The 13,399-nt window shown below is 40.3% G+C and carries 10 protein-coding genes; 2 read left to right on the top strand and 8 right to left on the bottom strand.

The window, feature by feature from the left end; translation table 11 throughout:
• The 5 genes from QL989_RS10950 to QL989_RS10930 form a co-directional block, all read right to left on the bottom strand.
• The gene (locus QL989_RS10950) at positions 1-570 is read right to left on the bottom strand and encodes a nucleoside triphosphate pyrophosphatase (protein WP_290170483.1); all 570 of its coding nucleotides are present in this window, start codon (positions 568-570) and stop codon (positions 1-3) included.
• Positions 570-1,049: a rod shape-determining protein MreD gene (mreD, locus tag QL989_RS10945; RefSeq protein WP_010390467.1), complete on the bottom strand. Its 480-nt coding sequence runs from the start codon at positions 1,047-1,049 to the stop codon at positions 570-572. The genes QL989_RS10950 and mreD overlap by 1 nt, the downstream gene beginning before the upstream one ends.
• Entirely contained in the window at positions 1,042-1,884 is an 843-nt protein-coding gene (mreC, locus tag QL989_RS10940; RefSeq protein ID WP_010390466.1) for a rod shape-determining protein MreC, read from the bottom strand. Before mreC ends, mreD begins: the two co-directional genes overlap by 8 nt.
• Positions 1,884-2,927 carry a rod shape-determining protein gene (locus QL989_RS10935; RefSeq protein WP_008113726.1) on the bottom strand — a complete coding sequence of 348 codons (1,044 nt, stop codon included), beginning with the start codon at positions 2,925-2,927 and terminating at the stop codon, positions 1,884-1,886. Before QL989_RS10935 ends, mreC begins: the two co-directional genes overlap by 1 nt.
• Positions 2,928-3,062: 135 nt before the next feature.
• Complete coding sequence (locus QL989_RS10930; protein ID WP_290170477.1) at positions 3,063-5,069, bottom strand: SUMF1/EgtB/PvdO family nonheme iron enzyme; 2,007 nt, start codon at positions 5,067-5,069, stop codon at positions 3,063-3,065.
• Between the two features lie 335 nt (positions 5,070-5,404).
• Between QL989_RS10930 and QL989_RS10925 the strand changes: the two genes are divergently transcribed.
• A complete protein-coding gene (locus QL989_RS10925) occupies positions 5,405-6,313 on the top strand; it encodes a pyridoxal-phosphate dependent enzyme (protein ID WP_290170474.1) in 909 nt (302 codons plus the stop codon).
• Between the two features lie 4 nt (positions 6,314-6,317).
• Here the strand turns inward: QL989_RS10925 and QL989_RS10920 are convergent, their stop codons facing one another.
• The 3 genes from QL989_RS10920 to QL989_RS10910 all read right to left on the bottom strand — a co-directional run bounded on the left by QL989_RS10920 (position 6,318) and on the right by QL989_RS10910 (position 10,406).
• A complete protein-coding gene (locus tag QL989_RS10920) occupies positions 6,318-7,964 on the bottom strand; it encodes an EAL domain-containing protein (RefSeq protein WP_290170472.1) in 1,647 nt (548 codons plus the stop codon).
• A gap of 352 nt (positions 7,965-8,316) precedes the next feature.
• Complete coding sequence (gene ssb, locus QL989_RS10915) at positions 8,317-9,018, bottom strand: single-stranded DNA-binding protein (RefSeq protein ID WP_008467569.1); 702 nt, start codon at positions 9,016-9,018, stop codon at positions 8,317-8,319.
• A gap of 20 nt (positions 9,019-9,038) precedes the next feature.
• Positions 9,039-10,406 (bottom strand): MFS transporter, encoded by a 1,368-nt coding sequence (locus tag QL989_RS10910; RefSeq protein ID WP_138569792.1) that lies wholly within the window; start codon positions 10,404-10,406, stop codon positions 9,039-9,041.
• A gap of 163 nt (positions 10,407-10,569) precedes the next feature.
• On the opposite strand from QL989_RS10910, the gene uvrA reads away from it, so the two are divergent.
• Positions 10,570-13,395, top strand: a complete 2,826-nt coding sequence (uvrA, locus tag QL989_RS10905; RefSeq protein WP_075170529.1) for an excinuclease ABC subunit UvrA — start codon at positions 10,570-10,572, stop codon at positions 13,393-13,395.
• Positions 13,396-13,399: the final 4 nt, after the last annotated feature.

The raw sequence follows: 13,399 nt of genomic DNA, 5'->3' as shown, positions 1-13,399 counted from the left end.
CTACCCTCTTAAGAATGTATGTAATAATTGTTCTGTCTCATATAAAGGTAAGCCTACAACGGCAAAATAGCTACCCGAAATATGCGTTACAAAGCGTCCGCCTAACCCTTGGATACCATAACCACCGGCTTTATCTTGAGGCTCGCCCGTTTGCCAGTAAGCGTCTATTTCTTCATCACAGAGTATTTTAAAAGTAACATCAGTACTGACAACACAACTCATTAATTTTTCTGGTGTCGCAAAAGCGATAGCAGTTAACACTTGGTGAGTATTTCCTGATAAACGTTTTAAGGTGTGAGTAAAGTCGTCTTTATCTCGTGGCTTGCATAATGATTGATTATCCATCACTACCACGGTATCACTACCTAGAACAGGCCGATCGGTATATCCTTGTTTTACGCCCATTTGTGCCTTTAAACGCGCTAAACGTTCGACATAATCATATGGGAGTTCGTTAGCAAGCTGGCTTTCATCGGCATCAACACTAAATTGTGAAAACTCGATACCCAACTGGGTTAAAAGCTCTTTACGGCGGGGAGACGCGGAGGCTAAATATACTGCGCAAGTCATTATCTGATCCTAAAGTGTCTACGGTATTTTCTAAGTAATAAAAATACCCATATCCAACTCAACATACCTGTTAATACAGGCCATAAGTAATGTGGGCTAAAATAAACGCCAAGTAAAAAATGATTTAACCAAAACTGCATTAAATGATAAAGCGTTAAAAATAAGCCAATTAAAAGGCTTTGTTGCCACAATGAAAAATTGCGAATTTTTTGAAAGTTACTTGCCGTAACAAAAATACACACCGAGTAGGTTAATGAGTTTACACCTAAAGAAGAACCGGTCGCTAAATCAATCACTAATCCAACAACCCAAGCCGTACCTATGTTTAAGCGATGCGGTAAAGCCAAAGACCAGTACATAAGTACCAGCAGCACCCAGTCAGGGCGAAATGGTTCAAGTGAAAAGGGTAACGGCATCAAAGCCATTACCAATGCAAAGAAAATACTTAACGCAATTAATAGCATATGGCGATTAATCATCTCCCATCAACTCCTGCTGATTTAGCCATAACACGACTAATAATCGAATTCGGTCTAATTGAGCTATAGGTTCAGCAAATACTTGCGCAAAAGGTTGTCCTTCATCACGGGTTATTTCGGTGATCACCGCTACCGGATAGCCCTCAGGAAACGTACCACCAAGGCCAGAGGTAACCAACACATCCCCAATACGTACATCTAAACTATGCGGCACATGCGACAGTTTCAGTACGTTAATTTTACCAATACCTTCAACCACTGTTCGCACGTCATTACGTAAAATACGTACAGGCGTAGCATGGGTGGTATCGGTAATTAATAATACTCTTGAAGTAGTTGAGCCCACTTTAGTCAACTGCCCCACAAGTCCCATATCATCAATCACTGCTTGGCTTTCACTTAAACCATCGGTGGTTCCTCGATTTATCACCACTTGGTGGCTATAAGGATTTGAGTGAACAGAAAGTACTTGAGCAATAATTTTACGATTGGTGTGTTTTGAGGACGAGCCCATTAAGGCTCGTAATTTTTGATTTTCTTTTGCTAAGAATTCATATTGCTGAATTTGCTCGCTCTGCAATATTTGCTTTTTTTTCAGGGCTTCATTTTCAGTTTGTAACTGTTCGCGGGTGTGCAAGCTCTTAGCGCTAAAGCTAAATACTTCGTAAGGTAGATTGGCAACATAAATGAGCGGACTAACTAAGGTATTCAAACTGGTGCGAATATTCTCACCGCCCTTAGTGTATCTATCTCCAAGGATCAATACGATACTCAAAAGCACTGCGACAAAAAGTCGCAGTTGCAAAGAGATTGTTTTTTCAAACATTGATTTCATTAATCGTAACTAAAAACGTCACCACCGTGCACATCAATCATCTCAAGCGCTTTACCGCCGCCACGAGCAACACATGTAAGTGGATCATCAGCAACAACTACTGGAATGCCAGTTTCTTCCATGAGTAGGCGATCTAAATCTTTTAGTAATGCGCCACCGCCAGTTAACACCATGCCATGTGCTGAAATATCAGATGCCAGTTCAGGAGGTGATTGCTCAAGTGCAACCATGACAGCGCTTACAATCCCCATTAGCGGCTCTTGTAATGCTTCTAAAATTTCATGCGAGTTAAGTGTGAACGAACGAGGAACACCTTCTGCAAGGTTACGACCACGCACTTCTATTTCTACTGGATCGTCTGTTTTAAATGCAGAACCAATTTGGTGTTTAATATTCTCAGCTGTGGCTTCACCAATTAAACTACCAAAGTTACGACGTACATAATTAATAATGGCTTCATCAAACTTGTCGCCACCAATACGAACAGATGACGAATAAACAACACCATTGAGTGAGATAATAGCCACTTCGGTTGTACCGCCACCAATATCAACAACCATAGAGCCCGTTGCTTCAGATACTGGTAAGCCTGCACCAATTGCAGCAGCCATAGGCTCTTCAATTAAGTAAACTTCACGAGCACCTGCCCCCATCGCTGATTCGCGAATGGCACGCTTTTCAACCTGTGTAGCGCCACAAGGCACACAAATAAGTACACGTGGGCTTGGTCGCATAAAGTTATTGTTGTGCACTTGCTTAATAAAGTGCTGGAGCATTTTTTCGGTCACATAAAAATCAGCAATCACGCCATCTTTCATCGGACGAATAGCTTTAATATTACCAGGTGTACGCCCCAACATTTGCTTAGCTTCTGTACCTACAGATGCAACACTTTTAGGCCCACCAGCACGCTCTTGACGAATAGCAACAACTGAAGGTTCGTTTAATACAATCCCTTCTTCTTTTACATAAATTAGTGTGTTGGCTGTACCTAAATCGATCGATAGATCGTTTGAAAAAATACCACGGAGTTTTTTAAACATGAGGCTGGATGACCTTTGAAATTCGTTCTTATTTTAGTTGCGCTTACTTTAACATTCTCAATGTAATGAGCAATATAAAGCGCAGCCGTCTTTGTAATCATTAAAAAGAGGAAGCGTGTGCTTCCTCATTAAATATTATTGTTCGCTCATTAAGCGAAAGCCAATGTAATTAGCTCTAAAATCTGGCGCTAGGATTAAACGCGTTGAGGCACGAGCGAGGCTAGGAGCAAAGTTCCATGCGCCGCCACGAACCACAGCATTTTTTTTATTCTCTGTGCTACTAGTCCATTCCCATACATTGCCCACTGTATCGTATAAGCCAAATGCATTTGCAGAAAAAGACCCTACCGGAGCGGTGCGTTTGTTTGACCATTCGCTACCACACCAACCACAGTTTGCTAAGTTTTTACCAATTTCGTTACCCCAAGGGTACTCAGTATCTGTACCTGCACGCGCAGCATATTCCCACTCAACCTCTGTTGGCAGACGATACACTTGTGCTGTTTTATCAGAAAACCATTCTGCGTAAGCCGTAGCATCATTTTTTGTCAAACACACAGCTGGAAAATCATTTGTTTGCTCAAACCCTGGAGCTCGCCAATTTAAGCTCGCTTCCCAAACGGGTTCTCCATTTAGATAATAAGCACAGCCTTTGCCTTTTTCAGCTTCAGTCTTGTATTGTGTCTCGTTTACAAACTTCTCAAATGCGCCAACAGTGACTTCTTTACTTTGCATGACAAAAGATTCACTAATCGTTTTTTCAACAACAGGACGCTCGTTTTCCAGTCCATTGCCGTTAATATCGCCCATTTTAAATGTGCCAACAGGGATTATTACGGCTGACGAATCCACTGTTGGTGGCTGCGTATCAACTTCCATTCCCTTAGGACAATCTGCTTGTATTATTTGCTCTCGCTTTTTAGTCGGTGCAGCAATCGACTCTGACTTTTTTTCTAACTTAGCAAAAAGCGTACGTGTCTTTTTTAAGTCAATACGTGCTTTATAAGGGATGTAACCCTCTTTGCGTATTTCTAATTTATGCAAACCACGCGGTAATCTTGTTACTAAGCGAGTTGAACCTACACTAATGTCGTTAATAAAAACTTCATCACCATGTACGTTAGAACGCAAAGTTAACTGAATTAACTGATCTTTCTTTTGTTCAGCGACCACTTTAGGCTTTTTATTAACTGTTTTTGCAACAACAGCGACCGCTTTATTATCCGTATTATCGCTGAATGTTAACTGACTATCAGAAAAAGTAGTGCTATAAGCTGGCTGATAAGTATTTGTCAGCGGGGTACCATACTCTGAACAAAAACTGTTATTTACACTTAATAAGTGACATAAACGACTACTGTTTACATCTCCACGCATAGTAACGCTTAAATTGACGTTATAATCACCTTGGCCGCTAAATGCGCTCTTAATCACGTGACTACTTAAAATCTGTACTTGTGCCCCTGACATGTCTCGCTTAGGTTCAACCAGACGTTTTTCTGTAAGGTTTTCAAAAATTTGATCTAAAAAGCGATTAGTGGCTTTTTTCAGCCCCATCTGCTGGCCGCGTTGTTCACATGCAGCGAGTGTTTCAGTACGCTTACAATTAAGGGTATGATCGACCTCGAGTGTTCCCTCGCGGGTAAACTCATTGCGCAGTCGCTCTACACGCGCAGTAGTGTATTGCACTTTTAAACTTTCGATGGTGTTCTGAAGTGCATGTTTATCAGCGCGAATTTGCTCAATATCTTTTAGATGGGATGCAATTGCCGCCAATTGCATAGAAATATCATTTTTATTTTGTTCTTGATCAACAACGGCTTTTTGATAACGCGATTGTGCAGAAGTGATATCAAGCGACGGGTTATCAATTAAGCGTCGGTACATATCATTCATCGCATCTAACGCTTGATTTTTTTCTTTATCAAGTTGTGTTGAACGCGCTCTTAGCAGTTCAAGTTGGGTTTGAAGCTGATTTTCTTCTTGTAAATATTTATCGAGCATCGTTGTTGAACGAGTGTATTCTGTTTGTTTCGTATTAATCTCTGATTCAATTCTGTTTACAGTAGTTGTATCTTGTGCAAATACTGTGCTGGCAAAAAAGCTAGCAGAAATTAACAGAGATAAAGGAGCAATTCGCATATATTCCAGTCCCAAAAAAGCGGCAATTATTTGGTTATTATTATTTTTTATAATAAAACCTTATGCTATGTACTTGAAGCACAAAACACAAGCTTTGTTCATTTATTATCTCAGTTTACAACTATTATCCCGTTTCATGCCAGTAAATAACCGTTTCATTTGTACTAAATAGCTAATTTATTTAACAACATCGATATTTATCTGCCATTTACGCCCAAAAGATACCAATTTAACGGCGTATTCATATTTTTTAATTTGCTTAAGTAATAAAATTTAAGTCAAAATAACGCTATTAAGCAGCACATTCACCATGTAACTAATAAAAAAGAGTGATAATGCCAATACCATTCAATATTAATGAACATAGTTATTTCCAACCAATTAGTAACAAATTGCTAGCAGAAAAAAACATTACGCTAAACATTAAGCGTGATGATTTATTGCACCCTGTTATTAGTGGTAATAAATGGCGTAAGCTCAAATACAATTTAGCTCGCATGCAACAACAAGGCAAAACAGAGTTACTGACCTTTGGTGGCGCTTTTTCGAATCATATTCACGCGTGCGCAGCCGCAGGAAAAGAATTTAACCTAGTAACTCACGCAATTGTGCGCGGACCTGAACTTGACCTCAATAATCCAACGTTAAAATTTGCAAAGCTATGTGGCATGCAATTACATGTAGTTAATCGATTAGAATACCGACAACGAAATGATAAAGCATACTTATCGGCATTACAGGCTCGATTTCCCAATGCGTATATTTTGCCTGAAGGAGGCACTAACGAATTTGCTTTAGAGGGGTGTAAAGAACTCGCCCAAAGTTTACCTGAGCACGACTACTTAATCTGTCCTACTGGCAGTGGTGGAACATTGGCGGGCTTAATAGAGGGCAGCTCAAATAAAAGCACCCTACTAGGTATTGCCGTTTTAAAGCAAGCCGACTACCTGAGAGACGAAATACGAGCCCTTAGCCCTAGAGCTAAATCACAAAGTAATTGGCAATTACTTACACAATTTCATGGTGGCGGATATGGTCGTTTTACCTCTGAACTGTGGCAGTTTTGCCAATATATGTTGCAACAATATCAGTTACCACTTGAGCCTATTTACAGCGGTAAAATGATGTATGCACTTTGGCAGCTCATTAACAACGACTACTTTCCCTCTGGCAGCAAAATTATTGCAATTCATACAGGTGGGCTGCAAGGTTTAGACGGGCTAAAATATCGTGGACTTGTTTAATTAGCTAATGAAATGCAACTTGAGTGAAGTCGGGTAATAATCCAGAAAAATACCCCCCTTGTGCAGTACTAACACCTATCGCTTTTAAAAATTGCAGTTCCTGATACGTTTCTACACTTGAGGCCACCACCGGCAGACTCAATAATTTGCCAATATGCACAATTCCCCTGACAGATTTTTGCTGGAAATAATTATGATCTATTCCATGAACAAGTTCATAGGCCAAATTAAGCCCCACTATTTGCTTATTATGGGTGAAGTTAAATATACTTTTACTACTTCTAACCTCATCTATAACGATATTAAAGTTGAGCGCTGTTATGGCCGAAAAAGCAGTCTGTAACCGATCTTGGTTATTTAAGAAATCAGCTTCATTTATCAAAAACTGTAACGTATGAAGGCTTTTCAACTCATTCATATGTTTACTTAGCCAACCCCAAAACTCACTATTAAACCAACTTTTAGGATGCAATTTAATACTAATAACAGACGATGACTTTTCTATTAACAGCAGTTTTTTAACTTGCATAACAACTGCTTGGTCTAGTAATAGCGCCTCATCCTCATTGTAAAACTGACTTATATAATCTTGATTAAATAGTTGTTTATTTGTCTTATCGCTACTTTTAATTAAAACATGATGTTTAATAATAATGCCACTATCCAACTCGTATACAGGTTGAAATAAAATCGCTAATTTTTGCTTTTCAATTCCCTGCTTGACCAAGTTTTCATCAGCCACCTTAAGATGACTGCAATTGAGTGCCAATTGATGATAATGCTTCACTCTACTTTGCATTGATAGTGTGAGTGACGATCTGGCAAGCTGATACACCATCACCTGATCAGCATTCGAGTAGTAAGTACACACACCTAACTTTATACTCTCGTCAGCCACTCTAGGGGCTAAAATATAAGCTGCGTTAAGCATGCATTGATGTAAATGTTTAGCACAATTTGCTTTCTCAATCGCACTAACCCCTTTGAGAGTAAAAGCAAAATTACCTGCTGTTAATAACTTAACGGATATTACAGCCGTATTGGTAAAATCTTTTGCTAGTAATACTTTAAGAGTCGCAGGTAAGTCTGTGTTTGTATCAAAATGACATTCGCATTGAATGAGTGCAAATATATTATAGCCAATTGTTTTCTGCTCCTTGGCTGCTGTCTTTAATACCGATAGTGAAGGCATTGTTTTAGGCGTATAACACACTTTTTTATAGCCATCGCTTTGGTTACGCTTTAATACCATTGAGTTATTTACTCTCGTTTTGAGTAATATAGCGCGTCTAACAGCAAAAATTATGACCAAAATAAACACATTCATTATTATAAATAGGTCACTGTAGGCATACCAAAGAGGCCATGAATATAACAAAACCCCTTTTGAATTAGAGCTGAAGTATTGCTTTTGCTGCTTAACATAAACAGAAACTTTATCTGGAGCTAGGGTAAAAGGTGTATTTACTAAAAGTTGTTGCTTATTCACTAGTGGCTGCTGTAATTGCTCAGCGAGTTCTATACCTGTTTGCTTATTTTGATATTGTAAAACTAAATTTAAACCACTATTAAAAATAACAAATAGCATAAAACACAGAGCGTAAAATAAGACACTAGCGTAATTGGTAAACTGAGACTGACTGGCTTTCATAACTTACCCGCTCATTAAATAAGTTATTAAAGTGTTGTCTACTATTTGCAATTGCACAAGCCAATCATAAAAGTTTAGTAGCTGTTTTATTATTAATACTTAATATTTATAAACATTATATTTAGTCACAAGTAATCGCTGCATCTTATCGGCACAGGTGGGAGGTTTGTTACAAATTAAACAGATTGACGTTGCTATGCTTTGTAAACCTTAAAACAATGTATAAATTTCTAATGAGAGTTATTCACTCATATAAAGATAAGCGAAAGGTATGGTAACTAGCCTCAATAAAAAAGCCCTGATTACTCAGGGCTATTTTTTAAAACTTTTTAAACTAATAACTTTATATCATTTAGAACGGAATATCGTCATCAAAGTCGATTGTTGGTTCCATAGGGTTTGATGCGCCACCTTGCGGTGCATTTTGCGGCTTAGGTGCAAACCCGCCTTGCTGTTGTGGTGCATTATTTTGCTGAGGTGCAAAGCCACCTTGTTGCTGTGGTTGGTACTGGTTATTTTGTTGTGGAGCCGGCTGCTGGGCAGGTGCAGATTGTTGCTGTGGAGCATAACTGCCTTGCTGACTATTCTGGCCTTGGTTATTTTGACCATAGCTACCGCTTTGCTGTCCGCCTTGGTTACCTTGATAACCGCCACTTTGTTGACCACCTTGGTTACCTTGATAGCCACCGCTTTGTTGGTCGCCACCGCGTGCACCTAACATTTGCATTTGACCTGTAAAACCATCAACAACAATTTCTGTGGTGTATTTTTCTTGGCCCTGTTGGTCAGTCCATTTACGAGTTTGAAGCTTACCTTCTACGTAAATTTGTGAACCCTTGCGGCAGTATTCGCCTACAATTTCAGCTAATTTGCCAAAAAATACCACACGGTGCCACTCAGTTTTATCAACCATTTGGCCAGTGTTTTTATCTTTATAGCTGTCTGAAGTTGCTAAGGTAATATTTGCTACGCCATTACCATTAGGCATGTAACGAACTTCAGGATCTTGCCCTAAATTACCAACCAAAATTACTTTGTTCACACCGCGTGCCATGGAACCATCTCCTATAAACGTTAGATTAAACCAGCCACTCTTCGGGCTTGGTCTAGGTCAAATTCTTTATCATTAATCTTTAAGTAGCTTCGACTTTCATCGCGAACTACGGTTGCTTCTATTACGCCGGGTAAAGCAACTAACTGAGAAGCTAGTGTTTGTGCCTGCTCTTCAGAATCTAATTGGGTCATTAAACTAATAACTTTGCTTTTCGGTGGGACTTGCATTTTCCACGCAATAATAAGCCATATTACCCCAACAAGTGCCGCCGCCGCAAACACAGCTTGCGTACTGGTGGTTTGTGCTACATACCCACCTAACATACCGCCTAAAAAAGCACCTAAGAACTGGCTAGATGAATACCCACCCATAGCGGAGCCCTTTTGGCTTGCAGGCGCAATGCGAGACACAAGAGCCGGCATAGTGGCTTCTAAAAAGTTAAAAGCAACAAAATATAACAGCATACAAACCGCAATGCCAACAACGCTATTGGCCCATATCGACATACTTAACATACTGACTATTAAGACCATCACTGAACCAATAAAGGCTTGTTTTTCTTTCTCTTTTTTAATTGCCACTATCATTACTGGCACCATCAAAAAAAACGCTAAAAATAAAACCGGGATATAAAGCTGCCAATGGTTTTCAGCCACAAGTCCATCTTTAATTAGTTGACTTGGCAATACTACAAAAATAGTCGTCAATGTTAAATGCAGCAATAATACACCTGCATTTAGACGCGCAAGCTGCGGATGTTTAATTAGCTTTTTAATGTCACTAAAGCTGGCAAGTGTATCGCCTTTAGGGGCTTTATTTATTGCACTAGGCACCAGCATAGTGACAATAAAAATTCCTAATACAGCCAGTATAGCAGTTAACCAAAACACTCCGGCTATACCCCATGAAGCTGCCACAATTGGCCCAAGTAGCATAGCGAAGGCGAAGCTCATACCTATGCTCATACCAATCACTGCCATGACTTTTGGTCGTTGTTCGTCACGGCTTAAGTCTGATGCAAACGCTAATAGTGCGCTGGCGATAGCACCCATACCTTGTAAGGCACGTCCTACCGTCACCATTTGTATAGACTCGGCCAAAGCAGCAATCACTGAGCCTAAAGCAAATACAAGTAAACCACCTACAATCACTTTTTTACGGCCAATTTTATCGGATAGTCTTCCCATTGGGATTTGTAATACGGCCTGCGTTAAACCATACGCACCAATTGCAAAACCTATCCATATAGGTGAAAAGCCTTCAAGCGATTGACCATAAATAGCTAAAACAGGCATCAGCATAAACAAGCCGAGCATTCTAAATGCAAACACACTCGCTAACGATACGGCGGCGCGTTTCTCTCGTGAATTAAGTGAAGATGCGGTCATTATTTGCGTGATCTTACTGTGTGAAAAAATTAGGCAAGGATTCTATCACAAGCTTGGCAATAATTAATCGTCTATAACTAAGGATTTTTTCAATGATCAAGGATTAATATTGCAGCGTATTATGCGATACTGAACAAATAATTTTGGCAATAAACGAGATAGCATGGAAAACATTGAAGTCCGAGGCGCCCGCACGCACAATTTAAAAGACATCAGCCTAACCATCCCACGTGATAAACTAATTGTTATCACTGGCTTATCTGGTTCAGGAAAGTCATCACTTGCATTTGATACGCTATATGCAGAAGGGCAACGCCGGTATGTTGAATCACTCTCTGCTTATGCAAGGCAGTTTTTGTCATTAATGGAAAAACCTGACGTAGATCATATTGAAGGCCTTTCCCCTGCTATTTCCATTGAACAAAAATCAACCTCGCATAATCCCCGTTCAACCGTGGGAACCATTACTGAAATCTACGATTACCTGCGTTTAATGTTTGCACGGGTTGGCGAACCTCGCTGTCCAACTCATGATCTTCCTTTAGCAGCGCAAACAATTAGTCAAATGGTCGATACCGCATTAGCGCTGCCTGAAGGCACTAAGTTAATGCTACTTGCTCCTGTTGTTAAAGACCGTAAAGGTGAGCATGTAAAACTATTAGAACAACTTGCCAGTCAAGGTTACATTCGCGCTCGTATAGATGGTGAAGTATGCGACTTATCCGATCCACCACCGCTAGATTTACATAAAAAGCATACTATTGAAGTCGTGGTGGATCGCTTTAAAGTCAAAGACGGCCAGCAACAACGTCTTGCGGAATCATTCGAAACGGCACTTGAAATGTCAGGCGGCGTTGCCAACATTGCTTTTATGGACGATAGCAGTGCTGAAGAAATGCTGTTTTCAGCAAATTTTGCCTGCCCAACCTGTGGCTATGCGATGACCGAACTTGAACCGCGTTTATTTTCGTTCAATAACCCTGCAGGAGCTTGTCAAAGCTGTGATGGTTTAGGCGTAAGACAATACTTTGACCCTAATCGCGTGGTTCATAACCCTGAAATAAGTTTAGCTGGCGGTGCAATTAAAGGCTGGGATAAACGCAGCTTTTACTATTATCAAATGTTGCAAGCAGTTGCACAGCATTACGAGTTTGATTTAGATGTACCTTATCAAGAGCTTGCAAAAGAACATAAAAAAATTATTTTAGATGGCTCTGGTGATACTAAAATTGCATTTAATTATCGTAATGACCGCGGTGATTTAATTACACGTAATCATGTATTTGAGGGCGTGTTAAACAATATGAACCGCCGCTACCGCGAAACTGAATCAAACTCAGTGCGTGAAGAACTAGCCAAGTATCAAACCAGCCAAGCCTGCCCTAGTTGTAAAGGCTCACGTTTGCGCCAAGAAGCACGCAATGTATTTATTGGTCAAACTAACTTGCCAACCATTACGCATATGAGTATTGGTGAGGCGATGAGCTTTTTTGAAGGCTTGCATTTAACTGGGCAAAAAGGCCAAATCGCCGAAAAAATTCTAAAAGAAATTCGCGATCGCCTATCGTTCTTAATTAATGTAGGTCTAAATTACTTATCACTTGAGCGTAGCGCCGACACACTTTCAGGCGGTGAGGCACAGCGTATTCGCTTAGCGAGTCAAATTGGTGCTGGGTTAGTGGGTGTTATGTATGTATTGGATGAACCTTCAATTGGTTTGCACCAACGTGATAACGACCGTTTATTAAAAACTTTAGTTCATTTACGCGATTTGGGTAACACCGTTATTGTTGTAGAACACGATGAAGACGCCATTCGTGCCGCTGATCATATTATTGATATTGGCCCAGGTGCTGGCGTACATGGCGGACATGTTATTGCTCAAGGTACACGCGATGATATTTTAGCAAGCAAAGACTCGGTTACCGGCCAATTTTTATCTGGCGTACGTAAAATTGAAGTGCCTAAAGAGCGCCATGCTACTAACGATAAATGGCTAGAGCTGTTTGGAGCGACGGGTAATAACTTAAAAAATGTTGATTTAAAAATACCATTTGGCTTAATGACCTGTATTACCGGTGTATCTGGCTCGGGTAAATCTACACTCATTAACGATACCTTGTTTAAACTTGCCCACACTGAACTCAACGGTGCAACTACTGCAGAAGCAGCTCCTTATGGGTCAATTGCAGGACTTGAGCACTTTGATAAAGTAATTGATATTGACCAAAGTCCAATTGGCCGCACACCGCGTTCAAACCCTGCCACTTATACTGGTATTTTCACCGGTATTCGTGAGCTGTTTGCGGGTACTCAAGAAGCCCGTTCACGTGGTTACAAAGTGGGTCGCTTTAGTTTTAATGTTAAAGGTGGGCGTTGTGAGGCATGCCAAGGTGATGGCGTTATTAAAGTAGAAATGCACTTTTTACCAGACGTTTATGTACCGTGTGATGTGTGTAAGGGTAAACGTTATAATCGCGAAACCTTAGAAGTACAATATAAAGGCAAAAACATCAACCAAGTGCTCGACATGACCGTTGAAGATGCCCATGACTACTTTGATAAAATACCGGCTATAGCACGTAAACTTAAAACCCTAATGGATGTTGGACTTTCTTATATTCGTTTAGGCCAAGCCGCTACAACACTTTCTGGTGGTGAAGCACAGCGAATTAAGTTAGCACGTGAGCTCTCTAAGCGTGATACTGGAAAAACCTTGTACATTCTTGATGAGCCAACCACGGGACTTCATTTTGCTGATATTGAACAGTTATTAGTGGTGTTGCATCGCCTACGCGATCATGGCAATACCATTGTAGTAATTGAGCATAATTTAGATGTAATAAAAACTGCCGATTGGATCGTTGATTTAGGCCCTGAAGGTGGTGCTGGCGGCGGTGAAATACTGATTGCAGGCACACCAGAAGAAGTGGCGGAATGTCAGCGCTCACATACTGGGCACTACTTAAAACCGCTATTAAATAAATAGCGGT

The sequence above is a fragment of the Pseudoalteromonas sp. APC 3224 genome, assembly GCF_030407535.1.
GTDB lineage: Bacteria > Pseudomonadota > Gammaproteobacteria > Enterobacterales > Alteromonadaceae > Pseudoalteromonas.
The sequence above is the reverse complement of the archived record's forward strand: the minus strand, read 5'-3'. Positions and strand labels throughout refer to the sequence as shown.